This window comes from Pseudomonas sp. XWY-1 (assembly GCF_002953115.1).
Classification (GTDB): domain Bacteria; phylum Pseudomonadota; class Gammaproteobacteria; order Pseudomonadales; family Pseudomonadaceae; genus Aquipseudomonas; species Aquipseudomonas alloputida.
Window position 1 is genome coordinate 5,657,724 of record NZ_CP026332.1, and the last position, 23,171, is coordinate 5,680,894.

Below are 23,171 nucleotides of genomic sequence, written 5' to 3' on the forward strand. Positions count from 1 at the left end.
ACCCGCGAAGCATCCAACACCAACCTCAGCGATAAGCCTCCACCGGCACACACGCACAGAACAGGTTCCTGTCCCCATACACGTTGTCTACCCGGTTCACCGCCGGCCAGTATTTGTGCTGGCGCACGTGAGTACTGGGGGCCACCGCCTGCTCCAGGCTATACGGTCTGTCCCATACCCCCAAGACATCAGCCAAGGTATGCGGTGCATGTTTCAGCGGGTTGTTCTCCGCTGGCCAGTTGCCCTGCTGTACTTCGTCAATTTCCGCCCGAATTGCCAGCATCGCCTCGACGAACCGATCCAGCTCGGCCTTCGATTCACTCTCGGTCGGCTCCACCATCAACGTGCCCGGCACCGGGAACGACATGGTCGGTGCGTGGAAGCCATAGTCCATCAGGCGCTTGGCCACGTCCTCTTCGCTGATGCCTGTCAGTGCCTTCAACGGCCGCAGGTCGAGGATGCATTCATGCGCCACGCGCTGGTTGCGCCCACGGTAGAGCACCGGGAACGCCGCGCCCAACTGGCTGGCCAGGTAGTTGGCCGAAAGGATAGCCACCTCGCTGGCGTCGGCCAGCTGCGGGCCCATCATGGCGATGTACATCCAGCTGATCGGCAAGATGCTTGCGCTGCCCCAGGGCGCGGCGCTGACCGCGCTATTGTTCGGGTCCAATCCAGGCACCGGCACTACCGGGTGGCTGGCGACGAACGGCTTGAGGTGCGCGCGGATACCGATCGGCCCCATACCCGGGCCGCCGCCACCGTGGGGAATGCAGAACGTCTTGTGCAGGTTCATGTGTGAAACATCGGCCCCAATGTCTGCGGGGCGCGCCAGGCCCACCTGGGCGTTGAGGTTGGCACCGTCCATGTAAACCTGGCCGCCGTGCTGGTGCACCACATCGCAGATTTCGCGTATCCCCTCTTCGTACACGCCGTGGGTCGAGGGGTAGGTAATCATCAGGCACGACAGACGCTCCCCGGCCGCATGCGCCTTGGCTTTGAGGTCAGCCAGGTCGACGTTGCCATCGTTGTCGCAATCGACGATCACCACTTCCATGCCGGCCATCTGTGCCGACGCCGGGTTGGTGCCGTGGGCCGACGACGGGATCAGGCACAACGTGCGCATCGGCTGGTGGCGGCTGCAGTGATAGCGGGTAATGGCCATCAGGCCGGCGTATTCACCCTGAGCACCTGAGTTGGGCTGCATGCAGATCGCATCGAAGCCGGTGATCGCGCACAGCCAGCTTTCCAGTTCGTCGATCATCGCCTTGTAGCCTGCCGCCTGAGCCGCCGGGGCGAACGGGTGCAGCTGGGCAAAACCGGGCCAGGTGATGGGGATCATCTCACTGGTGGCGTTGAGCTTCATGGTGCACGAGCCCAGCGGAATCATCGACTGGTTCAGCGCCAGGTCCTTGTTCTCTAGCTGCTTGAGGTAGCGCAGCATCTCTGTTTCGCTGTGATGCAGGTTGAACACCGGATGGGCGAGGAATGGCGTGCGTCGCACCAGGCTGGCGGGGATGCCTTCAGGCAGGGCCAACTGGTCGAGGGCGGTGATTTCCAGGCCATGATCCACCCCCAGGAAGATGTCGAGCAGGCGCAGCACCGTCTGTTCGTTGCAGGTTTCGTCCAGGCTCACGCCCAGGTGCCCGCGACCGAGAATGCGCAAATTGATGTGCGCGGCCTCGGCGCTTTCAATGATGGCCGCCTGGGCACCACCAACATTCAGGGTAAGGGTGTCGAAGAAGTGCTGATTGAGGCGTTTGATGCCTTTGGCCTCAAGGCCGGCAGCCAGGATGAAGGTCAGCCGGTGCACACGCTGAGCGATGCGTTGCAGGCCTTCCGGGCCGTGGTACACCGCGTAGAAGCCGGCGATGTTGGCCAGCAGCACCTGGGCCGTGCAGATGTTGGAGTTGGCCTTTTCGCGGCGAATATGCTGCTCGCGGGTCTGCAGGGCCATCCGTAATGCGGTGTTGCCACGGGCATCGCGCGACACGCCGATGATGCGCCCCGGCATGGCTCGCTTGTAGTCGTCGCGACAGGCGAAATAGGCCGCATGAGGCCCGCCGTAGCCCATCGGCACACCAAAGCGCTGGGTCGAGCCCAGCACCACATCGGCGCCCAGCTCTCCGGGCGGTGCCAGCACCACCAGGCTCAGCAGGTCAGCGGCTACGCAGGCCAGGGCCTGCTGGCTGTGCAACTGGTCGATCAGCGGGCGCAAATCGCGCACTTCGCCGTGGGTGTCCGGGTACTGCAGCAAAGCGCCGAACACCGAGTGTTTGGCAAGGTTATCCACAGAATCGACGATCAGCTCGAAGCCGAAGCCTTCGGCGCGGGTCTTGAGTACCGATAGGGTCTGCGGATGGCAGTGCTCGTCGGCGAAGAAGGCGTTGCTCTTGTTGCGTGCCACCCGCTTGGCCAGGGCCATGGCTTCGGCGGCAGCGGTGGCTTCATCGAGCAGCGAGGCATTGGCCAGAGGCAGGCCGGTGAGGTCGATGACCATTTGCTGGAAGTTCAGCAGCGCCTCCAGCCGGCCTTGGGCAATTTCGGGTTGGTAGGGCGTGTAGGCGGTGTACCAACCGGGGTTTTCCAGTACGTTGCGCAGGATGACCGTGGGGGTGATGGTGCCGTGGTAGCCCATGCCGATGAGGCTGGTCCAGACCTGGTTCTGTTCGGCGTAACCGGCGAGCTTGGCCAGGGCGGCTTGCTCGTCCAGTGCCGCTGGGAGGTCGAGGGGGCGATTGAGGCGGATGTCTGGGGGAACGGTCTGCTCGATCAGCTCGTTGCGGCTGGCGATACCCAGCGCGTTGAGCATGGCCTGCTGCTCTGTGGCATCGGGGCCCAGGTGGCGGCGCAGAAATGGGTTGAGCTCTTGCAGTTGATGCAGGGATGGCGACTGGGACATGACGACGCTCTCTTCCTAGACCAGGCCTCATGGAGACTTACAAGTCTAGGAAGGGATTGCCGATTGTGCGGGGAAACTTGTCTGCAGGCCCGGCCTCTTCACGGCTAAAGCCGCTCCTACAGGGGCTGCACCCGTCTCGAATGCAGCGCTGTACCTGTGTAGGAGCGGCTTTAGCCGCGAAGCAAGCGACGCGGTCTTACTCGCCAATCAGCGCCTGGTAGCCAGCCGCATCCAGCAACTTGTCCAGCTCGGCCGGGTTGCTTGGCTTCAATTTGAAGATCCACGAACCGTAAGGCTCTTCGTTGAGCAGTTCCGGGCTATCGGCCAGCTCTTCGTTGACCGCAATCACTTCGCCACCGACCGGGGCATAGATGTCCGAAGCGGCCTTGACCGACTCCACCACACCCGCAGCGTCGCCAGCGCCAAACACTTTGCCGACTTCAGCCAGCTCGACGAACACCACATCACCCAAGGCTTGCTGGGCGTGATCGCTGATACCCACGGTCACACTGCCGTCGGCTTCCAGGCGAGCCCACTCATGGCTTTCGGCAAAACGCAGTTCGGCGGGGATATTGCTCATGTCTTGAATTCCTCGATTGGCTCAGCGGTACGCCCGCCGGTTATAAATTGTTCAGATCAGGATCTTGCCGTGGCGCACGAAGGTTGGTTTGACCACCCGCACCGGGTACCACTTGCCGCGAATTTCCACCTCGGCCCGATCACCGGTAGCCATAGGCACGCGCGCCAACGCAATGGACTTGCTCAGCGTAGGCGAGAAACTACCACTGGTGATCTCCCCTTCGCCAATGCCGGCTACACGCACGACCTGATGGGCGCGCAGTACACCGCGCTCTTCCAGCACCAGACCCACCAGTTTTTCCTGCACGCCGTGCTCGATTTCCGCAAGCAGGCCGACACGGCCGATGAAGTCGCGCTCGGCCGGTTCCCAGGCGATGCTCCAGCCCAGGTTGGAGGTGAGCGGGGTGTGGTTTTCGTCGATGTCCTGGCCGTACAGGTTCATGCCGGCTTCCAGGCGCAGGGTATCGCGGGCGCCCAGGCCGCTTGGGGCGATACCGGCGCCGACCAGGTCGTTGAAGAAGGCCACCGCCTGATCGCCCGGGAAGATGATCTCCAAGCCGTCCTCACCGGTATAGCCGGTGCGGGCAATGAACCAGTCGCCATCAGCAACGCCCTCGAACGGGCGCAGTTCGCGGATGAGTGCAGCGCGCGCGGGGCTGAGCAGGGCCGCGACCTTTTCGCGGGCCCGCGGCCCCTGGATGGCAAGGATGGCCAGATCAGGGCGGACCTGGAAGTCCACGGAAAACCCGGCACGCTGCGATTGCAGCCAATCGAGCACCTTGGCACGGGTGGCGGCGTTGTTGACCAGGCGATAGCCGGTTTCCGTGCGGTAGACGATCAGATCATCGATTACACCGCCCTGTTCGTTCAGCAGTGGGCTATACAGCGCCTTGCCGGTGTCGTCGAGGCGGGCCACATCGTTGGCCAGCAAGCGCTGCAGCCAAACAGTGGCATCAGTGCCGTCGACATCGATCACGGTCATATGGGAGACATCGAAGACGCCGCAATCGCTGCGCACCTGGTGGTGCTCCTCGACCTGCGAGCCATAGTGCAGGGGCATGTCCCAGCCACCGAAATCGACCGTCTTGGCGCCTAGCGCCAGGTGCAGGTCATACAAAAGCGTGCGCTGTCCCATGGGTTTCTCCTTCCGGGCGTGGCGAAGCGGCGGCGGTCGATGACGTTGGGTCGTCAGCTTTTCTTGTTACTCACACCCGCCGCGCGAATGCCGCGCATTGTAGCCGCAAGGTCGCAAACTGACATCCTCAGTGACTGTGACCGGGTCGACGTGCCGAACGGCGAATCAGGCCGATGACCGGCAGCAGCCCCACTAATACCAAGGTCAGTGCCGGCAGCGAGGCGCGCGCCCACTCGCCTTCGCTGGTCATCTCAAACACCCGCACGGCGAGGGTGTCCCAGCCGAACGGCCGCATCAGCAAGGTGGCGGGCATTTCCTTGAGCACATCGACGAACACCAGCAGCGCGGCGCCAAGTGCCCCCGGCACCAGCAGCGGCAGATACACCTTGAAAAACAATCTTGCGCCGCCAACACCCAGGCTGCGCGAGGCTTCAGGGAGTGACGGGCGGATGCGCTCCAGGCTGCTCTCCAGCGGCCCGTAGGCCACCGCGATGAAGCGCACCAGGTAGGCCAGCAGCAACGCCGAGAGGCTGCCTAGCAGCAGCGGCTTGCCGGCGCCGCCCAGCCAGCTGGACAACGGGATGACCAGGTGGTTGTCGAGGTAACTGAAGGCCAGCATGATCGATACCGCCAACACCGAACCGGGCAGGGCATACCCCAGATTGGCCAGGCCAACCCCGGCGCGGATACCGCCCGTCGGTGCCTGGCGCCGGGCGAAGGCCAGCAGCAGCGCCACGCATACCGTGACCAGCGCCGCCATGCTGCCCAGGTACAGGGTGTGCAGCACCAGGCCGACGTAACGCTCATCCAGGTCATGCCGACCGCGTTGCCAGAACCACACCAGCAACTGCGCCAGCGGGATGACGAAAGCGCAGGCAAACACCAGCAGGCACCAGCCACTGGCCAACAGCGCCTTGAGGCCGCGCAGGTGATACAGCGCCTGCGCGCGCGGCCGTTCGTTGCCGCTCCGGCTGGCACCGCGGGCGCGGCGCTCGCCGTACAGCACCAGCATCACCGCCAGCAACAGCAGGCTGGCCAACTGGGCCGCACTGGACAAGCTGAAAAAGCCGTACCAGGTCTTGTAGATGGCCGTGGTGAAGGTGTCGAAGTTGAATACGGCCACTGCACCGAAGTCGGCCAGGGTTTCCATCAGCGCCAGGGCGATACCGGCGCCGATCGCCGGCCGTGCCATGGGTAAGGCCACCCGCCAGAAAGCCTGCAGGGGCGTTAACCCAAGTACCCGCGCCGCCTCCATCAGGCCCTTGCCCTGAGCCAGGAAAGCCGTGCGCGCCAACAAGTAGACATAGGGATAGAAGACCAGCACCAGGACGGTGATTACCCCACCGGTGGAACGCACCCGAGGCAGGCGCATTGGCCCGAACACCTCGCGCAGGGCACTTTGCACCGGGCCGGAAAAGTCCAGCAGGCCGACGAAGACGAACGCCAGCACGTAGGCCGGGATGGCGAACGGTAACATCAGCGCCCAGTCCAGCCAGCGTCGACCAGGGAAGTCGCAGAGGCTGGTAAGCCAGGCCAGGCTGACGCCCAGCACGGTGACACCAATGCCCACGCCCACCACCAGGGTCAGGGTATTGCCGAGCAGGCGCCCCATCTGGGTGTCGAGCAGGTGGGACCAGATCTGCAGGTCGATGGATTGCCAGGACAACAGCAGCACGCTCAGGGGCAGCAGCACCAAGGCGGCGATCAGGGAGACCGGGAGGTACCAGCGGCGTTGGGGGGTGTGGGGCAAATTGAATGTCTCTGTGGCTGATTTGCGACCGCTTTGCGGTCGTTCGCGGGTAAACCCGCTCCTACGGGGACCGCGCAAGGCAGTGCCGATCCTGTAGGAGCGGGTTTACCCGCGAAAGGGCCCTAACGGGCCCAAAGAGGATAAAGCCTGGCGCTTAGTTGTAGCCAGCCCGATCCATCAGGCGAATGGCTTCAGCCTGGCGCTTGCCGGCAATTTCCACCGGAATGCTGTCGGCCTTGAAGCTACCCCACGCCGCCACTTCCTCAGATGGTTTCACCTTCGGGTTGGCCGGGAACTCCTGGTTGATATCAGCAAACAGCTTTTGCGCTTCTTCGCCGGTCATCCATTCAACCAGTTTCTTCGCGGCTTCCGGGTGTGGCGCATGCTTGGTCAGGCCGATGCCCGAGAGGTTCACGTGCACGCCACGGTCACCCTGGTTGGGCCAGAAGATCTTCACCGGCAGGTTCGGGTTCTGCTTATGCAGACGGCCGTAGTAGTAGGTGTTGACCACGCCCACATCACACTGCCCGGCCTCGATGGCCTGGATCACCGCATTGTCGTCGGAGAACACATCGGTGGACAGGTTGTTGACCCACCCTTTGACGATTTGCTCGGTCTTGGCCTCACCGTGGGTTTCGATCAGGGTGGCGGTCAGCGACTGGTTGTACACCTTCTTGGCCGTGCGCAGGCACAGACGGCCTTCCCACTGTTTGTCAGCCAGGGCTTCGTAGGTGCTCAACTCCTCGGGTTTGACCCGCTCGGTGGAGTAGATGATGGTGCGCGCGCGCAGGCTCAGGCCGGTCCAGTCATGGGACGAGGCGCGGTACTGCGCCGGGATGTTCTGGTCGATGACGTCGGACTCGATCGGCTGCAGGATGCCCATCTGCTCGGCCTGCCACAGGTTGCCTGCATCGACGGTCAGCAGCAGGTCGGCCACGCCGTTGTCGCCCTCGGCCTTGATGCGCTGCATCAGCGGGGCTTCCTTGTCGGTGATGAACTTGATCTTGACCCCGGTCTTGGCGGTATAGGCATCGAACACCGGCTTGATCAGCTCGTCGATGCGCGAGGAGTACACCACCACTTCGTCCGCTGCCTGGGCAGTGCCGCCGAACAGGGTCAGGGCCAAGGCGGCCAGTAGGGGCTTGCGTGGCAACATTTGAAGCACTCCTCGATCGTATGAGAGGTGCGAATGGTAGTGAATCCCATTTTCTGGCTCACCTACCTAGGCGTTACCGGATGTTGCAAAGGACTGCCACAGGTGCATTGCGCCACGCTGTGGGAGCGGCCTTGTGTCGCGAAAGGGCCGCAGAGCGGCCCCGCCACTCTCAAGCCTTGGCCAGATCCGGCAGGTCACCACTCAAACCCAACGCCTGGCGCACAAACAGCGCCTTGGCCTCCGGCATCTGCTCCACCAGTTTCAACCCATTGTTGCGCAACCAGCGCAACGGCAGCGGATCGGCCTGGAACAACCGTTCAAACCCTTCCATTGCCGCCATTAGCGCCAGGTTGTGCGGCATACGCCGCCGCTCGTAACGGCTCAGCACCTTCACATCCGCCAACCGCTCACCACGCTCGCAAGCATTGACCAGTACCTCCGCCAACACCGCAGCGTCGAGGAAGCCGAGGTTCACACCCTGCCCGGCCAGCGGGTGGATGGTGTGCGCGGCATCGCCGATCAACGCCAGGCCTTCACCCACATAGCGCTTGGCGTGGCGCTGGCGTAGCGGCACGCATACCCTTGGGTCGGCCTGCAACACTTGGCCCAGGCGGCCCTCGAAGGCACGTTCCAGAGCCTGCAGGAAGGCAGCTTCATCCATCGCCATCAGCTGCTCGGCATGCTCCGGGGTGGTCGACCAGACGATCGAGCACCAGTCCTGCTGACCATCGCGGGTCAACGGCAGGAACGCCAGCGGACCTTCGTCAGTGAAGCGCTGCCAGGCCGTGGCCTGGTGCCCGGCGCTGCAACGCACGCTGGTGACAATGGCATGGTGCAGGTAATCCCACTCGCGGGTTTCGCAGCCGGCCAGACGCCGCACCGCCGAATTGGCACCGTCGGCAGCGATCACCAACGGTGCCCGCAGTTGCCGGCCATCCGCCAGCGTCAGCAGCCACTCATCGCCAGAGCGGCGTAATTGCTCCAGCCGCGCATTGGCCAGCAGGCCGATGTCGCTGTCGTGCAGGCGCTCCAGCAGGCCGTCCTGCACCACCCGGTTCTCGACGATATGGCCGAGCACCTGGGCATGCACACTGGCCGCCGAAAAGTGAATCTGCCCGGTGCCGCTGCCATCCCACACATGCATGTCGGAGTACGGCGTGGCGCGCCGCTTGGCAATGCCGTCCCAGGCGCCAAGGCGCTCGAGGATGCGCTGGCTGGCCGCCGATAGCGCGCTGACACGCGGCTCGAACGGGGCCTGGGCATCGAAGGGTACGACCGTCAGCGGGCCACCATCGAGCAACAAAATTTGCAGGCCACTGTGGCGCAACGCCAAGGCCAGGGCGCTGCCCACCATACCGGCACCGACAATCAACAGATCTGCGCGCATTTCCATGCCTTACGCCTGCCTCGCTTGCGGCTTGAGCCGCACGTATAGGGTTTTATCGACCCGCGCCACCAACTCGCCGGCGCCATCGCGGATATCGACCTGCAAACGCGGCAGGCATTTCTTGCCGGTGGCGGCCTGCTGGCGGATTTCGTCCAGCAGCGCATCATCGACGTGGAATTCGGCATAAACCGGGCCTTTGCCCGGCGAGATGAAATCGATGCTGGCGGCCTTGTCCCAGACGATGTAGTCGCGCCCCAGCTGCTCGATCAGCAGCAGCATGTAGAACGGGTCGACCATGGCATACAGGCTGCCACCGAACTGGGTACCGACGTAATTGCGGTTCCAGCGAGTCAGTTTCATCGCCACCTTGACGCTACGCAGGTCCGGGCTGATGTGCTGCACACGGATACCGGCACCCAGGTACGGTGGGTAGAGGTTCAGCATCCAGCGCAGCATGCGCGCCCGGCGCGCCAGTTTACGCGGGTTGCTCATGCCTGGCCCCGCGGATCAGGGCGGGTGCCCAGGCCCATGGCCTGGCGGGCGAACCAGCTTTTTGCCGGTGGCAACAAGTCGAGCCCAAGCAGGCCAAGGTTGCGCCCGGCAGCCAGCAACGGCTGATTGCTGCCGAACAGGCGGGTGACCTGGTCGGAGAAGCCGATGGTCATCGCCTGGTCCAGGCGCTGGCGCTGGTGATAGGCCTGCAACGTGGTCAGATCGCCAGGCTGCTGTGGACCCGCCAACAGCGCTTCGGCCAGGGTTTGCACGTCACGCAACGACAGATTGAAACCCTGGCCCGCGATGGGGTGCAGGCTGTGTGCTGCGTTGCCCAGCACCACCAGGTGCGGCCGCACCTGCTCCTGGGCCTCGATCAAGGACAGCGGGTAGAGGTGCCGTGCGCCTACCTGGCGCAGCGCGCCCAAGCGGTAGCCAAACACACCCTGCAGTTCGCGCAGGAAGCTGCGCTCGTCGATGTCGGCCAGGCGCCGCGCATCCATGCCCTGACGGGTCCACACCAGTGCGCAGCGGTTTTCCGGCAACGGCAGCAAGGCCATGGGGCCCTCTTCGGTGAAGCGCTCGAAAGCCTGGCCGCCGTGGGCCTCACCCGGGGTAATGTTGGCGATCAACGCGCTCTGCTGGTAAGGCGTGTGGCGCACATGGATGCCCAACTGCTCGCGCAGGCCAGAGCGGCCACCATCGGCCAGTACCGCCAGGTCACATTCCAGCTGGGTGTCATCGTTCAGCCGCAGGCGATAACCGCGCTCGATGGCCTGCATCGAGGTCACTTCGGCCGGGCAGCGCCAGCTCACCACCTCGCTGTCCAGCCCTTGCCAGAGGCACTGGCCGAGCCAGGCGTTTTCCACCACGTAACCCAGCGCCGGCACGCCCTCTTCCAGGGCATCCAGGCGGGTGGCGCCAAAACGACCACGGTCGGACACGTGAATCTGGCGAATAGGCTCGGCGCGGCGGCCGATGGCCTGCCACAGGCCCAGTTGCTGATAAATCTGCTGGGTGCCGAATGACAATGCCGAAGAGCGCGCATCGTAGCTGGGTTGGTAGCTGTCGCCGGGGGCGAACGGCTCGATCAGCAGGATCTTCCAGCCGCGCGCCTTGGCGCCGGCCTGCAGGGCCAACGCCAGGCTTGCGCCAACCAGGCCACCGCCGATGATCGCCAGGTTTACCCGGCTCATGCCACGGCCTTGCGGGCAGCCTGCATCAGCGCCTCGATCTCGGCGACCGTACGCGGCACGCCCGAAGTCAGGATTTCACAACCTTGCCTGGTCACTACCACGTCGTCCTCGATCCTTACCCCAATGCCGCGCCACTTTTTGGCCACGGCCTGATTGTCGGCGCCAATGTAGATGCCCGGCTCCACGGTCAGCGCCATGCCGGGTTCCAGTACCCGCCACTCGCCGCCTACCTTGTACTCGCCCACGTCGTGCACATCCATGCCCAGCCAGTGCCCGGCGCGGTGCATGTAGAAGGCGCGATAGGCTTCGCTGTCGATCAGCGCCTGCACATCACCTTCGAGCAAGCCCAGCTCCACCAGGCCTGCGGTGATGACCCGCACGGTCGCCTCATGGGCGTGGTTCCAGTGCTTGCCGGGGGCTATTTCGGCAAACGCCGCCGCCTGAGCCTTGAGCACCAGCTCGTAGATGGCCTTCTGCTCGGGCGAAAACCGCCCACTGACCGGGAAGGTGCGGGTGATGTCGCTGGCATAGCAGTCGATTTCGCAGCCAGCGTCGATCAGCACCAGGTCGCCATCCTTGAGCGGCGCGTCGTTCTGTTGATAGTGCAGGATGCAGCCATTGCGCCCGGCCGCAACGATCGAGCCGTAGGCCGGCATCTTCGCCCCACCCTTGCGGAATTCGTAGTCCAGCTCGGCTTCCAGGCTGTACTCGTGCAGCCCGGCGCGGCAGGCCTGCATGGCCCGCACATGGGCCCGCGCAGAAATGTCCGCGGCAGCACGCATCACCTTCACTTCCGCCGCCGATTTATACAGGCGCATATCGTGCAGCAGATGATCCAGCGCAACGAACTCGTTTGGTGGCTGGGCGCCCAGGCGTGCCTTGGAGCGGATCACATTGATCCAGTCCATCAGCCGGCGGTCGAACTCCGGGTTGCTGCCCATGGCGCTGTAGACCCGCTCGCGGCCTTCGATCAGGCCAGGCAGGATCTCGTCGATATCCGTGATGGGGAAGGCATCGTCGGCGCCGAAATCACGCACCGCCCCTTCCTGGCCGGCCCGCAGGCCGTCCCACAGCTCGCGCTCAGGGTTGCGTTCACGGCAGAACAGCACGTACTCGCCATGCTCGCGCCCTGGAATCAACGCAATCACCGCCTCGGGCTCCGGGAAGCCGCTGAGGTACTGGAAATCGCTGTCCTGGCGGTACACGTGCTCGACGTCGCGGTTGCGGATGGCAACCGCAGCGGCGGGCAGAATGGCGATGCTGTTGGGGACCATCTGCGCCATCAGCGCCTTGCGCCGACGGGCATACTCGGCCTTGGGAATGTGGCTCATGGGCAGACTACCCTTGGTTGATCAGTGCAGCGAGGGCTTGGGCGCGGGTGCGGCCGGCTTGGCCAGTTCGGAGAACAGCAGCAGGGGCGCCACGCGCAGGTATTCCATGACTTCCATGTAGTCGCTCTCACCGTCCTCGGACTCTTCGAGCGCTTCCTGGACCTGCGAAATGGCCACCAGGTCCTGCAGCACTTCCTTGGCCTCGTCGGACAAGTCCTTCCCGCCAGCGTTCAGGCCGAAACCGGTCACGAAGCCTTGGCACCACTGGCCCAGCGCGGTGGCGCGGTCGCTCAGTGCAGCATCATCGGTAGGCAGCAGCAGGACGATTGCCATGTCGTCGCTGGTCAGCTCGCCCTTGACCATTTCCTGCAAGCCGACCAAGGCATTGCGGACACTGTCACCAGGCTCGATTTCCAGCAGTTGGGCGGCATCGGCCAACCAGGCATCGGCATCGAAGCCGGCGCCGGCGCAGCTGCGGCCAATCAGCAGGCCGTGCAGTTCGGCCGGGGTGACAGGATGGCCATTGCTCGAGAGCAGCATGGCGAAAGCGTTGTAGGGCGATTGAGTATTGGGCATGGGCAGCTAGGCGCCAGACGGCGCAATGTCTAGAATGAAGACCTTGTATCCTAGCACCGGCAGGCGCGCCAAGACCATCGGCACTGGCCGTTGCCGCCCAGGGAGAGGCATCATCGCCAGGTGAGTCAACGACGGAGCGAATCGAGTGCAACCCACGCAAGAGAACGACCTGCAGGCACTGATGAGCCGATTCGAGTTGCTGATCGAACGCGTCGAGCAACTAAAACGGCAAAATGCACTCCTAGTAGCTCAGGAAAAATCCTGGCGCGAAGAGCGCGCCCACCTCATCGAAAAGAACGAGATCGCCAAGCGCAAAGTCGAGTCGATGATTTTACGCCTCAAGGCTCTGGAGCAAGACTCATGAGTTCAAGCAATAGCGTCACCGTGCAGATCCTCGACAAGGAATACTCGATCATCTGCCCGCCCGAAGAGCGCAACAACCTGGTCAGCGCTGCGCGCTACCTGGACGGCAAGATGCGCGAGATTCGCAGCAGCGGCAAGGTGATCGGTGCCGACCGCATCGCGGTGATGGCGGCGTTGAACATTACCCACGAAATGCTGCACCGCCAGGAAGACCGCAACGATGCGCCGGTCAGCGGCACAAACCGCGAACAGGTGCGCGACCTGCTGGATCGGGTAGATAAGGCTTTGTCCGACGACACGGATACCAAAATCGGCTGAGATTGGTATACTGGCGCCACTCCCTGGGGGATGCGCCAGTCGGTTATGTCCCTGAGCCGATACGCACAACCACGGGGGTTGCACGCTGGGGCCGGTGTGCATGTCCGCCCGACGGAAAGCCTTAACGCCCCCTGCAATCTCCACCTTGAACTTTCGGGTTCAAGGGCTACACCGATAGCGGTCTTATCGGGGAGCCTGAATTTTCTTGCCCGCCCCCAAGGCGGGCAATTCGTTTTGGCCGACTTTTTTCAAGCTTTGTACGACGATTCACCGCGCAGGCACTGTTCGTACTAAAGCCAGCACATCTGGGATCGCCCGTGCCATGACCGAAAACGTGCCGCTCACCCGCCCCCAGCTACGTCGCCTGCTTCGCAATGCCCGCCGCGCCCTTACCCCTGCCCAGCAACGCCAGGCCACCCTCGGCCTGTACCGCCAGCTGGCGCAACACCCCTTGTTCCGCCGCGCCCGCCACATTGCCCTGTACCTGCCCAACGACGGTGAAATCGACCCTCGCCTGCTGATGCGCGAAGCCCAGCGTCGCGGCAAGTGCACCTACCTGCCGGTGCTGCACGCCTGGCCGCGCACGCGCATGGTGTTCCAGCGTTTTGAGCAGGGTGAGAAGCTCAAGCCCAACCGCTTCCGTATTCCAGAGCCGATCATCGATCGCAAACGCCAGCGGCCGATCTGGGCGCTGGATCTGATTCTGCTACCGCTGGTCGGTTTTGACGAAGTGGGCGGCCGCTTGGGTATGGGCGGTGGCTTCTATGATCGCAGCCTGGCCTACCAGGCGCGTCGGCAAACCTGGAAAAAACCGTTGCTGCTGGGGCTGGCGCATGAATGCCAGAAGGTCGAGCGGCTGGCGCAGGCCAGTTGGGATGTTCCGCTGCAGGGCACGGTCTCGGACCGTGGCTGGTACCTGGCGCCACGTTGAGCGGCGCCAGCGGGGGGGTATCAACGTTGTGGCTGGCTGGCGTCGACCGGCATCTGATAGGCGTTGTCCAGCTTGCGCTCCCAGAACCCTTGCGCATAACCGGTAGTGACCACACCCAGGCCAAAAATGAACACCAGGATCCACAGCAGATCCGGCTTTTTACGTTGATTCATCGAAGATTGCCCCCCAGGCAAACTGTTCAGTACTCGGCGATATTCTGGGTACCGCCGGCGCACGCGCTTTAAACGGGGCGCATTTTCCGACAACATGCGTCCGCACGCAAACCTTGACGCCAACCGGCTGTCGGTTTCGTGCAACAGGTTATTTCAAACCTTTTCAGGAGCAGCATTCATGGCTTACTGGCTGATGAAATCCGAGCCCGACGAGCTCTCCATCGAAGCCCTCGCACGCTTGGGTGAAGCGCGCTGGGACGGCGTGCGCAACTATCAGGCACGTAATTTTCTGCGGGCCATGAGCGTGGGTGACGAATTCTTCTTCTACCACTCCAGCTGCCCGCAACCCGGCATCGCCGGCATTGCCAGAATCACCCGCGCGGCCTACCCCGACCCGACCGCGCTGGACCCGGAAAGCCATTATCACGATGCCAAGGCCACGACCGACAGGAATCCGTGGAGCGCAGTGGATGTGGCCCACGTACAAACCTTCCCAAGGGTACTGGAACTGGGGCGGCTGAAACAGCAGGCCGGTCTGGTCGAGTTGCCGCTGGTGCAGAAAGGCAGCCGCCTGTCGGTCATGCCGGTAACGCCCGAGCAATGGGCGGTGATTGTCGCGTTGCGCTGAATGCGCAGCTAAGGTCAAGGGCTTGACCGATATCAACACGCCACACATGGCCGCCAGGCATGATGTACCGTGCATGACCGCAAGGATGCAGAACGATGAACCGATATGCCCCTAGAATCTTCGCCACTGCACTGATCGCACTGCTCGCTGCAGCCGGCGGGCTGGGGTACTGGAAGTCGCTCCACGACCAGTTGCCCGAAGGCCTGAGCATGGGCAACGGCCGCCTTGAAGCCACCGAAGTGCAGATCGCCAGCAAGATCCCCGGTCGCCTGGCCGAAGTACTGGTCGATGAAGGCGACAACGTGACCCGTGGCCAGCTACTGGCACGCATCGACACACGCACCATGGAAGCCCAGCGCAGCCAGGCCGAAGCCGAAGTGCTGCGCGCCCGGGAAAACTACGCCGCCGCCCAGGCCAGCGTGCAACTGCGCCAGAGTGAACTGCTGTTGGCCAGCCAGGAGCTCAAGCGCGTACGCGAAATCTTCCAGCGCAAGTTCGCCAGCCAGCAGTTGCTCGACCAACAGCAGGCGCGCTTTGACACGGCCAACGCAGCAGTAGTCGCTGCCCGCGCCCAACTGGCAGCGATCAAGGCCGCCATTGGCGCCGCCGAAGCCCAAGTGGCGCAGCTCACCAGTGAAATCGACGACAGCAGCTTGCGTGCGCCCATCAACGGCATCATCCAGCTGCGCCTGGCCGAACCCGGTGAAGTGCTGGGTGCCGGCGGCCGTGTGCTGATGCTGATCGACCCCAGCGACCAGTACATGAACCTGTACCTGCCGGCATCCATCAGCGGCCGACTGACCGTAGGCGACCAGGCGCGCATCGTGCTCGACGCCCTGCCCGAGCGCGCGCTGCCGGCCAAGGTGGCCTTTGTCGCAGCCAAGGCCCAGTTCACCCCCAAACAGGTGGAAACCCGCGACGAACGGCAAAAGCTGGTGTTCCGGGTCAAACTGCGCCTGAGCGACCCGGGCGCCGTGCCGCAAGCCAAACCAGGCATGCCAGGCGCCGGCTATGTACGCACGGCTGAGGTGGACTGGCCGGCCAACCTGCAATGAACGCCCCGGCACTGCTGGCCGAAGGCATCAGCCACCGTTACGGCGACCTGATAGCCCTCCACCCACTAGGCTTCAGCCTCCCTGTGGGTACCCGCTGCGCGCTGATCGGCCCTGACGGGGCTGGCAAATCGACCCTGCTGGGGCTGATCGCCGGCGTGAAACGCCTACAGCAGGGAGAGCTGCAGGTGCTGGGCGGCTCGATCCGCCAACGCCGCCATCGCACGGCGCTCTACCCCAAAGTGGCGTTCATGCCGCAGGGGCTGGGCAACAACCTGTACCCGGAACTGTCGATCAGCGAGAACATCCGTTTTTTTGCCACCCTGTTCGGGCTGGGCCGCCGTGAGTGTGAAAAGCGCATGGCCAATCTGTTGCAGGCCACCGACCTGCAGCGCTTTGCCCAGCGCCCGGCCGGCAAGCTGTCGGGAGGCATGAAGCAGAAGCTGGGCCTTTGCTGCGCGCTGATCCACGAGCCAGACCTGCTTATCCTGGACGAGCCGACCACCGGCGTCGACCCACTGTCGCGGCGGCGCTTCTGGGAGCTGGTTGAACAGGTTCGCGCACAACGCCCGCAACTGACCCTGCTGGTGGCTACCGCCTACATGGAAGAAGCCGAACAGTTCGAGCATTGCCTGATGCTCGATGGCGGCCGGCTGCTGGCCGCCGGCCCTAGCCACGAACTGGCTGCAGTCACCCCGAGCGGCAAGCTGGATGACGCCTTTACCCATTACCAGGGCGCGGGCAAGGCGCAGCATCAACCGCTGGCAATCCCGCCGCGCCAAGCCACGGACGGCCCGGTCGCCATCGAGGCACACGACCTGACCCTGCGCTTTGGCGACTTCACAGCGGTGAACAAGGTCAGTTTCGCCATTGGCCGCGGGGAGATCTTCGGCTTCCTGGGTTCCAACGGTTGCGGCAAGACCACCACCATGAAAGTGCTTACCGGCCTGATGCCGGCCAGCGAGGGCAGCGCCAGCCTGCTGGGTCGCCCGGTGGACGCCAGCGACCTGGCCACACGCAAGCGGGTCGGCTTCATGTCGCAGAGTTTCTCTCTGTATGGCGAGCTCAGCACCCGGCAGAACCTGGCCCTGCATGCCCGCCTGTTCGACTTGCCCAAAGCCGAGAGCGCCCAGCGCATCGATGAGCTGATCGAGCGCTTCGACCTCGCCGCTATCGCCGACCAACCGTCTGGCGCCCTGCCCCTTGGTTTGCGCCAGCGCCTGTCGCTGGCAGTGGCGGTTCTGCATCGCCCGGAAGTCTTGATCCTCGACGAACCGACCTCCGGCGTCGACCCCGCCGCCCGCGACGACTTCTGGCGCCTGCTGGTAGAACTGTCCCGCGAGCAGGGCGTGACCATTTTCCTCTCCACCCACTTCATGAACGAAGCCCAGCGCTGCGATCGTATTTCGCTGATGCACGCCGGGCAGGTGCTGGCCTGCGACACACCCGATTCCCTGCAGCACCAGTACCAGGGCGACACGCTGGAGGACGCGTTCGTCCGCTGCCTGGAACAGGCCCAGGAACTGGCCCCAGCCGCCACCGACAGCAGCGTGCTGGAACAGGCGTCCACCCCCACCCTACCGCTACGCCAGGGTTTCAGCCTGCGCCGCCTGATGGCAGTGGCCGGCCGTGAGGGCAAGGAGCTGCTGCGCGACAAGGTGCGCCTGGCCTTCGCCTTACTAGGTGCAGTGTTCATGATGGTGATCTTCGGCTACGGCATTTCACTGGATGTGGAAAACCTCGCCTTTGCCGTGCACGATCAGGACCAGAGCCCGCAAAGTCGTGCCTACCTCGAAGCCTTCCGTGGCTCACGCTACTTTGCCGAACAGGCACCGATCCGCGACAGCAGCGAGCTGCACCAGCGCCTGCAACGCTCGGAAATCAAACTGGCACTGGAGATTCCGCCCGGCTTTGGCCGCGACCTGTACGCAGGGCGCCAGCCGGTGGTGGCTGCCTGGCTCGACGGCGGCATGCCGTTCCGCGCAGAAACCAGCCGCAACTACGTGGAAGCCGTGCACCAGGCCAACCTGGAGCAACTGGCAAAGGCCAGCCCACAACCGCAGCCGCGCCAGGACCCGGTGCGCCTGGAAACGCGTTTCCGCTACAACCAGGATGTGGTCAGCGTGAACGCCATCGGCCCGGGCGTGATGGCACTGATACTGGCCTTCATTCCGGCCATGCTCACGGCACTGGGCATCGTGCGCGAGAAGGAGCTCGGCTCCATCACCAACTTCTACGCCACACCCCTCACCCGCCTGGAATTCCTGCTTGGCAAGCAGATGCCCTACCTGGCTGTGAGCCTGGTCAACCTGGCGCTGCTGGTGGCGATGAACCGCTGGCTGTTCGCCGTACCGCTCAAGGGCAGCGTACTGGCTTTGGCATGTGGCGGCGTGGCCTACCTGCTGGCAACCACCAGCCTGGGCCTGCTGATTTCGGCATTCACCCGCACCCAGATCGCCGCCATTCTCGGCACCATGATCATTACCAGCCTGCCGACCATCCAGTTTTCCGGGCTGATCGTGCCACGCTCGTCGCTGGACGGCGCGGCAGCGGTGATGGGCCAGTTGTTCCCGGCGGGCTACTTCCTCGACATCGCAGTCGGCACCTTCACCAAGGCCTTGGGCCTGCGCGAGTTGTGGCCGCAGTGCCTGATCCTGCTGAGCTTCTTTGCCGCATTCACCGGCCTGAGCCTGGCAATGCTGAAAAAGCAGGAGGCCTGACATGTCGCGCCTGAACCACACCCTGCGCCTGGGCCTGAAAGAACTGACCAGCCTGCGTCATGACAGCGTACTGCTGCTGTTCCTGCTATATGCCTTCAGCGTGGCAATCTACATGCCGGCAGCCGGCTCGGTGATCGGCGTACACAACGCCAGCGTGGCGGTGGTGGATGAAGACCATAGCCTGGTCTCGCGCAAGCTCAGCGAAGCCCTGCAACCGCCCGAGTTCCAGCCAGCCGTGCCACTGCCTCCGCAGCGCCTGGACCAGGCCATGGACAGCGGCCAGTACACCTTCGTCATCAACGTACCGGTGAACTTCCAGAGCGACCTGCTGGCCGGGCGCTCGCCGGAGCTGCAGATCAACGTCGATGCTACAGCCATGAGCCAAGCGTTCATGGGCGCCGGCTACATCGGCCGCATCTTCGAGCGCGAGCTGCTCGACTACAGCCAGCGTGGTAACGAGCAAAGCCCGGTGCTGATCAACCCCAAGGCGCTGTTCAACCCCAACCTGGAGGGGGGCTGGTTTCTGGCCGTGATCCAGATCGTCAACAACATCACCATCCTGGCGATCATCCTCACTGGCACCGCGCTGCTGCGCGAGCGTGAGCATGGCACCCTCGACCACCTGCTGGTGCTGCCGCTGACCGCGCTGGAGATCATGCTGGCCAAGATCGGCAGCAACGCGCTGGTGGTGGTGATCTGCACCTGGATTTCGTTGGTGGTAGTCGTCAAAGGTGCACTGGGCGTGCCGCTGTCTGGCTCGATGGGGCTGTTCCTGGCCGTGACCGCGCTGTACCTGTTCGCCAGTACATCGCTGGGCATTTTCCTCGCCACCCTGGCGCGCTCGACGCCGCAGTTCGGCCTGCTGGCGATCCCGGTGATCATCCCGATGCTGTTGCTGTCCGGCGGCAGCACACCACTGGACAGCATGCCGCAGTGGCTGCAGTGGGTGATGCAAGGGTCACCCTCAACGCACTTTGTCAGCCTGAGTGCCGCAATCCTGTTCCGGGATGCCGGGTGGGCGGTGGTATGGCCGGATATCCTGGCGCTGACGCTGATCGGCCTGGTGTTCTTCAGCGTGGCCCTCGCGCGATTCCGCCGTACCCTGGCGTCCTGAAGGCATGCGCGAGCGTCCGCCGAAAATTGGAAAACTGGCACAAAGACAAAGGGCGCCTTTCGGCGCCCTACTCACAGACAGGTCGACTTGTCATCGCCATATACCTGCCCGGCTCTGTAATTGCTGGTTGAACCAGGATCCTCAGAGTCTTACAAGCCCCTTGCGGGAACAGGCTGATTATCACGCATCGAGCGTAACATTGACAACAGACCGCTCTGTTGCTGGATGTGTGAAACCCAGCGTAAAGCCAACTGCAGCCCTCACGGCGGCGAAATGCTCTGGCCGCATTGTAAAGGTCATGTATTCCCGACCACTTCCTTGCCGCGATTTGACCCGACATCTGTCCAATCTGGAGGTAGCCACCGTGTAGATCATGTCGCACTTGGCCCAGCATGTCAGGGCCGAACCAGGCAGATAACTCGGCAGCACAACGTGATGCCCTGCCATGTGATCCGGTGCAGTGGTACTCAACGGGACTATCGTCACTAACTGGCGATTTTGACTGTGCTTGCGAAGAACGACCACGGGACGCACCTTGATCATTTCAGGCACTTGAAAGCCTGAAAAGTCGCACATCAGTACAGTCGCCTCTTTCGGCTGGTACTTCAAAGCCATTGCCAACACTCTCGAGCAACTGAAGACAAGGCACAATCTAGCTTGGCCATGGCCCCAAAAACTGAAAACTGGCGGGCTTACAGGAAAGACAGAAGGGTCCTACACACGGGGTAAGCCTGAATTCAATCCAACTTACCAGTGATGGACCTCACACTGTTTCAGGTCACTGCACAATCAGGTTGTTGAACAGCAGGTCCTCAACGATCGGCTTGCCCTCTTCCGCCTCCAGCACCTGCTGCACCTGTTTCAGCGCCTCTTGGCGTAGGTGCTCCTTGGCCTCGACGTTGCTCATGCTGTCCACCGTCTGCTGGGTGAACAATGCCACCAGCTGGTTACGGATCAGCGGTTCGTGGTGTTTCACCGTCTTGGCCGCTTCGTCACCCGTCACGCGCAGGGCCACGTCAGCCTTGTACACGCGCAGCCGCGGGCTGCCGTCGAGCGCATAGTTGCCAACGAAGGGCGGGCTCAGACTGATGTAGGCGACCTTGGGCACCCCTTCCTTGGCTTCCTCGGCCATGGCCGCAGCCGGCAGCAGCAGCGCCAGCACCATCAAGATCCACGCTTTCACGAATTCGCTCCTCAATACAGTTGGCGCCAGCTTACCCAGCACACCGCTCAAACCCAAGCCCGGGCTTATGCCGGCCCATCAGGGCGGGCCATGCTCGTTGACCTGCCAAGCGGCCCTCCTACACTTATCGGCCACTACCCGCAAAGGAATAGCCCCGATGAAAGCTGTGTTGTGCAAAACCCTGGGTCCGGCGCGCAACCTGGTGCTGGAAGAGGTGGCCTGCCCACTGCCGAAAAAGAACGAGATCCTGCTGGACGTGCAGGCTGCCGGGGTCAACTTCCCCGACACCTTGATCATCGAAGGCAAGTACCAGTTCCAGCCACCGCTGCCGTTCTCTCCAGGTGGCGAGGCAGCGGGCGTGGTGGCCGCCGTCGGCGAAAAGGCCGGCGCGTTCAAGGTAGGCGACCGGGTCATGGCGCTCACCGGCTGGGGTGCGTTCGCCGAGCAAGTGGCGGTGCCGTTCTATAACGTTCTGCCGATCCCGGCGAGCATGGACTTCACCACCGCAGCGGCCTTCGGCATGACCTACGGCACCTCGATGCATGCCCTGCGCCAGCGTGGCCAGTTGCAAGCCGGCGAGACCCTGCTGGTACTGGGCGCTTCCGGCGGGGTGGGCCTGGCGGCGGTGGAGATCGGCAAGGCCATGGGCGCGCGGGTGATCGCGGCGGCCAGCAGTGCCGAGAAACTGGCCGTGGCCAAGGCTGCCGGGGCGGATGAGCTGATCGACTACAGCCAGGCCAACCTGCGCGAAGAAATCAAACGCCTGACCGGTGGCCAGGGCGTGGACGTGATCTATGACCCGGTCGGTGGCGAGCTGTTCGAACAAGCGGTGCGCGGGTTGGCCTGGAATGGCAGGCTGCTGGTGGTGGGTTTTGCCAGTGGCAGCATTCCACAGCTGGCGGCCAACCTGGTGCTGCTCAAGGGCGCGGCGGTACTGGGCGTGTTCTGGGGGGCATTTGCTCAGCGCCAGCCGGAGGACAATGCCGCCAACTTCCGCCAGCTGTTTGCCTGGCATGCCGAGGGCAAGTTGAAGCCGCTGGTGTCGCAGACTTATCCACTGGCAGAAGCCGGGGCTGCTATCGAGAAGCTGGGGCAACGGCAGGCTGTAGGTAAGTTGGTGGTGCTGGCCAGGTAAGGCAGTAGCGGCCTCTTCGCGGGTAAACCCGCTCCTACAGGTAGGGAATATGCAGTTCCTGTAGGAGCGGGTTTACCCGCGAATACGGTGGTGGCGGCAACGGTGAACGGCGGCTGGGGATTGGCCTGCAGGCCCGGCCCTTTCGCGGGTAAACCCGCTCCTACAGGCGACCGTGCAGGGTTTACCCGCGAAGAGGCCGGAACTGGTTGTTCACACTTCGCGCAGATTGTGGCAACGCCTGAATCGCGCTTCCAGGTTGCGATCGGGCATCTGGTGACTGCGCAGTGCATTCAAGGTCTGCTCGACATACTCCCGCGTGGTGCCATAACGCCCCTTGGCACTGGCCAGGATCTGGCTGAGCAAGGTATCCGGCAAGTTGCCGGCATAGCACGGCAGATGCCGCTCCAGTACAAAGCCCAAGGCCTGCACCTTGCTACCATCGCCCAGGCGGCAGTTGAGCCAGTGCGGCCGGTATGCCGGATAGGGCATCTCGCGTTGCCACAGGGCCATCAGTGAGTCGTCCAGGTTGCGTTCATCCAGCCGGTAGGCAAAGCCGCTGCAGGAACCACCGCGGTCCAGGCCAAACACCAGGCCGGGCGTTTCCGGGGTACCGCGATGTTCATGCGACCACAGGTACAAGCCACGGTGATAGCCATGTACCCGCGCGCGCTGGCGCTCCACCGAATTGCACTCTGGGCGCCAGATCAACGAACCATAGGCAAACAGCCACACCGGCCCACCCTGATGCCTGGACATGGTTGTCTTCATGGAGCTGAACAACTGTTCGCGAGTATGTTGCTGACCGAAATCGAGTGCTGGAGGGTATGAAACTTCCCAAGACATACTTTCAAGAGCCGACATAAGCTGCCGCCATTATTCCTGTGAACTACGGAGGTAGCGAGATTCGATTACGCTGCGGCCCGAGGCCGCTTTACCAAGGGCGCTTGCAGTAACCATAGGCCAGAATTGCAGGAATACTCAAGCCTTTGAGCACGCGTTTCATGCACGGCTCCGACGACTGGGAAGTACTGTTTCAGCAGCGGTGAAAGTTAT

At 63.4% G+C, this 23,171-nt stretch carries 22 protein-coding genes and 1 other RNA gene; 9 read left to right on the top strand and 14 right to left on the bottom strand.

Going from position 1 to position 23,171, the window contains the following annotated elements; all coding sequences use genetic code 11:
• Positions 1-25: 25 nt before the first annotated feature.
• The 10 genes from gcvP to PRJ_RS26465 form a co-directional block, all read right to left on the bottom strand.
• Entirely contained in the window at positions 26-2,899 is a 2,874-nt protein-coding gene (gcvP, locus tag PRJ_RS26415; protein ID WP_104962767.1) for an aminomethyl-transferring glycine dehydrogenase, read from the bottom strand.
• A 196-nt stretch (positions 2,900-3,095) separates the two neighbouring features.
• Positions 3,096-3,479, bottom strand: a complete 384-nt coding sequence (gene gcvH, locus PRJ_RS26420; protein ID WP_020191591.1) for a glycine cleavage system protein GcvH — start codon at positions 3,477-3,479, stop codon at positions 3,096-3,098.
• A 51-nt stretch (positions 3,480-3,530) separates the two neighbouring features.
• Entirely contained in the window at positions 3,531-4,613 is a 1,083-nt protein-coding gene (gcvT, locus tag PRJ_RS26425; protein WP_003253703.1) for a glycine cleavage system aminomethyltransferase GcvT, read from the bottom strand.
• Positions 4,614-4,740: 127 nt separating this feature from the next.
• Positions 4,741-6,363: an iron ABC transporter permease gene (locus PRJ_RS26430; RefSeq protein WP_104962768.1), complete on the bottom strand. Its 1,623-nt coding sequence runs from the start codon at positions 6,361-6,363 to the stop codon at positions 4,741-4,743.
• A 154-nt stretch (positions 6,364-6,517) separates the two neighbouring features.
• Complete coding sequence (locus tag PRJ_RS26440) at positions 6,518-7,519, bottom strand: extracellular solute-binding protein (RefSeq protein ID WP_004575832.1); 1,002 nt, start codon at positions 7,517-7,519, stop codon at positions 6,518-6,520.
• Between the two features lie 169 nt (positions 7,520-7,688).
• Positions 7,689-8,906, bottom strand: coding sequence for a 2-octaprenyl-3-methyl-6-methoxy-1,4-benzoquinol hydroxylase (locus tag PRJ_RS26445; protein ID WP_177429918.1), 1,218 nt, complete (start codon positions 8,904-8,906; stop codon positions 7,689-7,691).
• A 9-nt stretch (positions 8,907-8,915) separates the two neighbouring features.
• Positions 8,916-9,398, bottom strand: coding sequence for a DUF4442 domain-containing protein (locus PRJ_RS26450; RefSeq protein ID WP_010955722.1), 483 nt, complete (start codon positions 9,396-9,398; stop codon positions 8,916-8,918).
• Complete coding sequence (ubiH, locus tag PRJ_RS26455) at positions 9,395-10,594, bottom strand: 2-octaprenyl-6-methoxyphenyl hydroxylase (RefSeq protein WP_104962770.1); 1,200 nt, start codon at positions 10,592-10,594, stop codon at positions 9,395-9,397. Before ubiH ends, PRJ_RS26450 begins: the two co-directional genes overlap by 4 nt.
• The gene (pepP, locus tag PRJ_RS26460; protein WP_003253692.1) at positions 10,591-11,925 is read right to left on the bottom strand and encodes a Xaa-Pro aminopeptidase; all 1,335 of its coding nucleotides are present in this window, start codon (positions 11,923-11,925) and stop codon (positions 10,591-10,593) included. The genes ubiH and pepP overlap by 4 nt, the downstream gene beginning before the upstream one ends.
• Before the next feature lie 21 nt (positions 11,926-11,946).
• On the bottom strand, positions 11,947-12,501 hold the full coding sequence (locus PRJ_RS26465) for a YecA family protein (RefSeq protein WP_010955725.1): 555 nt from the start codon (positions 12,499-12,501) through the stop codon (positions 11,947-11,949).
• Positions 12,502-12,682: 181 nt separating this feature from the next.
• Here PRJ_RS26465 and PRJ_RS26470 point away from each other — a divergent pair, with 181 nt between their 5' ends.
• The 4 genes from PRJ_RS26470 to PRJ_RS26485 all read left to right on the top strand — a co-directional run bounded on the left by PRJ_RS26470 (position 12,683) and on the right by PRJ_RS26485 (position 14,113).
• Positions 12,683-12,865: a TIGR02449 family protein gene (locus PRJ_RS26470; RefSeq protein WP_029886233.1), complete on the top strand. Its 183-nt coding sequence runs from the start codon at positions 12,683-12,685 to the stop codon at positions 12,863-12,865.
• A complete protein-coding gene (locus PRJ_RS26475) occupies positions 12,862-13,182 on the top strand; it encodes a cell division protein ZapA (protein ID WP_003253687.1) in 321 nt (106 codons plus the stop codon). The genes PRJ_RS26470 and PRJ_RS26475 overlap by 4 nt, the downstream gene beginning before the upstream one ends.
• Positions 13,183-13,199: 17 nt before the next feature.
• Positions 13,200-13,379: non-coding RNA, 6S RNA (gene ssrS, locus PRJ_RS26480), on the top strand.
• A 125-nt stretch (positions 13,380-13,504) separates the two neighbouring features.
• Positions 13,505-14,113, top strand: a complete 609-nt coding sequence (locus tag PRJ_RS26485; RefSeq protein ID WP_104962771.1) for a 5-formyltetrahydrofolate cyclo-ligase — start codon at positions 13,505-13,507, stop codon at positions 14,111-14,113.
• A 20-nt stretch (positions 14,114-14,133) separates the two neighbouring features.
• On the opposite strand, the gene PRJ_RS30135 is transcribed toward PRJ_RS26485, so the two are convergent.
• The gene (locus PRJ_RS30135; protein ID WP_003253683.1) at positions 14,134-14,286 is read right to left on the bottom strand and encodes a hypothetical protein; all 153 of its coding nucleotides are present in this window, start codon (positions 14,284-14,286) and stop codon (positions 14,134-14,136) included.
• 178 nt (positions 14,287-14,464) lie between these two features.
• Between PRJ_RS30135 and PRJ_RS26490 the strand changes: the two genes are divergently transcribed.
• From PRJ_RS26490 to PRJ_RS26505, 4 genes are all read left to right on the top strand, one after another.
• Positions 14,465-14,914, top strand: coding sequence for an EVE domain-containing protein (locus PRJ_RS26490; RefSeq protein WP_104962772.1), 450 nt, complete (start codon positions 14,465-14,467; stop codon positions 14,912-14,914).
• A 95-nt stretch (positions 14,915-15,009) separates the two neighbouring features.
• Positions 15,010-15,969, top strand: coding sequence for an HlyD family secretion protein (locus PRJ_RS26495; protein ID WP_104962773.1), 960 nt, complete (start codon positions 15,010-15,012; stop codon positions 15,967-15,969).
• A complete protein-coding gene (rbbA, locus tag PRJ_RS26500) occupies positions 15,966-18,686 on the top strand; it encodes a ribosome-associated ATPase/putative transporter RbbA (RefSeq protein ID WP_104962774.1) in 2,721 nt (906 codons plus the stop codon). The genes PRJ_RS26495 and rbbA overlap by 4 nt, the downstream gene beginning before the upstream one ends.
• Position 18,687: 1 nt before the next feature.
• Positions 18,688-19,800, top strand: coding sequence for an ABC transporter permease (locus tag PRJ_RS26505; RefSeq protein ID WP_104962775.1), 1,113 nt, complete (start codon positions 18,688-18,690; stop codon positions 19,798-19,800).
• 180 nt (positions 19,801-19,980) lie between these two features.
• On the opposite strand, the gene PRJ_RS26510 is transcribed toward PRJ_RS26505, so the two are convergent.
• Entirely contained in the window at positions 19,981-20,415 is a 435-nt protein-coding gene (locus PRJ_RS26510) for a type II toxin-antitoxin system PemK/MazF family toxin (RefSeq protein WP_060489058.1), read from the bottom strand.
• 163 nt (positions 20,416-20,578) lie between these two features.
• Positions 20,579-20,983 (bottom strand): flagellar basal body-associated protein FliL, encoded by a 405-nt coding sequence (locus tag PRJ_RS26515; RefSeq protein WP_003253671.1) that lies wholly within the window; start codon positions 20,981-20,983, stop codon positions 20,579-20,581.
• 157 nt (positions 20,984-21,140) lie between these two features.
• On the opposite strand from PRJ_RS26515, the gene PRJ_RS26520 reads away from it, so the two are divergent.
• Entirely contained in the window at positions 21,141-22,118 is a 978-nt protein-coding gene (locus PRJ_RS26520) for an NADPH:quinone oxidoreductase family protein (protein ID WP_104962776.1), read from the top strand.
• A 210-nt stretch (positions 22,119-22,328) separates the two neighbouring features.
• On the opposite strand, the gene PRJ_RS26530 is transcribed toward PRJ_RS26520, so the two are convergent.
• Positions 22,329-22,979: a gamma-glutamylcyclotransferase gene (locus PRJ_RS26530; protein ID WP_020192777.1), complete on the bottom strand. Its 651-nt coding sequence runs from the start codon at positions 22,977-22,979 to the stop codon at positions 22,329-22,331.
• Positions 22,980-23,171: the final 192 nt, after the last annotated feature.

Coding starts and splice junctions, on each gene's coding strand:
- PRJ_RS26510 (WP_060489058.1), bottom strand. CDS start 20,415: ATGGCTTTGAAGTACCAGCCGAAAGAGGCGACTGTACTGATGTGCGAC.
- PRJ_RS26450 (WP_010955722.1), bottom strand. CDS start 9,398: ATGAGCAACCCGCGTAAACTGGCGCGCCGGGCGCGCATGCTGCGCTGG.
- gcvT (WP_003253703.1), bottom strand. CDS start 4,613: ATGGGACAGCGCACGCTTTTGTATGACCTGCACCTGGCGCTAGGCGCC.
- PRJ_RS26490 (WP_104962772.1), top strand. CDS start 14,465: ATGGCTTACTGGCTGATGAAATCCGAGCCCGACGAGCTCTCCATCGAA.
- PRJ_RS26505 (WP_104962775.1), top strand. CDS start 18,688: ATGTCGCGCCTGAACCACACCCTGCGCCTGGGCCTGAAAGAACTGACC.
- PRJ_RS26475 (WP_003253687.1), top strand. CDS start 12,862: ATGAGTTCAAGCAATAGCGTCACCGTGCAGATCCTCGACAAGGAATAC.
- gcvH (WP_020191591.1), bottom strand. CDS start 3,479: ATGAGCAATATCCCCGCCGAACTGCGTTTTGCCGAAAGCCATGAGTGG.
- pepP (WP_003253692.1), bottom strand. CDS start 11,925: ATGAGCCACATTCCCAAGGCCGAGTATGCCCGTCGGCGCAAGGCGCTG.
- PRJ_RS26465 (WP_010955725.1), bottom strand. CDS start 12,501: ATGCCCAATACTCAATCGCCCTACAACGCTTTCGCCATGCTGCTCTCG.
- PRJ_RS30135 (WP_003253683.1), bottom strand. CDS start 14,286: ATGAATCAACGTAAAAAGCCGGATCTGCTGTGGATCCTGGTGTTCATT.
- gcvP (WP_104962767.1), bottom strand. CDS start 2,899: ATGTCCCAGTCGCCATCCCTGCATCAACTGCAAGAGCTCAACCCATTT.
- PRJ_RS26495 (WP_104962773.1), top strand. CDS start 15,010: ATGAACCGATATGCCCCTAGAATCTTCGCCACTGCACTGATCGCACTG.
- PRJ_RS26440 (WP_004575832.1), bottom strand. CDS start 7,519: ATGTTGCCACGCAAGCCCCTACTGGCCGCCTTGGCCCTGACCCTGTTC.
- rbbA (WP_104962774.1), top strand. CDS start 15,966: ATGAACGCCCCGGCACTGCTGGCCGAAGGCATCAGCCACCGTTACGGC.
- PRJ_RS26470 (WP_029886233.1), top strand. CDS start 12,683: ATGAGCCGATTCGAGTTGCTGATCGAACGCGTCGAGCAACTAAAACGG.
- PRJ_RS26485 (WP_104962771.1), top strand. CDS start 13,505: ATGACCGAAAACGTGCCGCTCACCCGCCCCCAGCTACGTCGCCTGCTT.
- PRJ_RS26530 (WP_020192777.1), bottom strand. CDS start 22,979: ATGTCGGCTCTTGAAAGTATGTCTTGGGAAGTTTCATACCCTCCAGCA.
- PRJ_RS26445 (WP_177429918.1), bottom strand. CDS start 8,906: ATGCGCGCAGATCTGTTGATTGTCGGTGCCGGTATGGTGGGCAGCGCC.
- ubiH (WP_104962770.1), bottom strand. CDS start 10,594: ATGAGCCGGGTAAACCTGGCGATCATCGGCGGTGGCCTGGTTGGCGCA.
- PRJ_RS26520 (WP_104962776.1), top strand. CDS start 21,141: ATGAAAGCTGTGTTGTGCAAAACCCTGGGTCCGGCGCGCAACCTGGTG.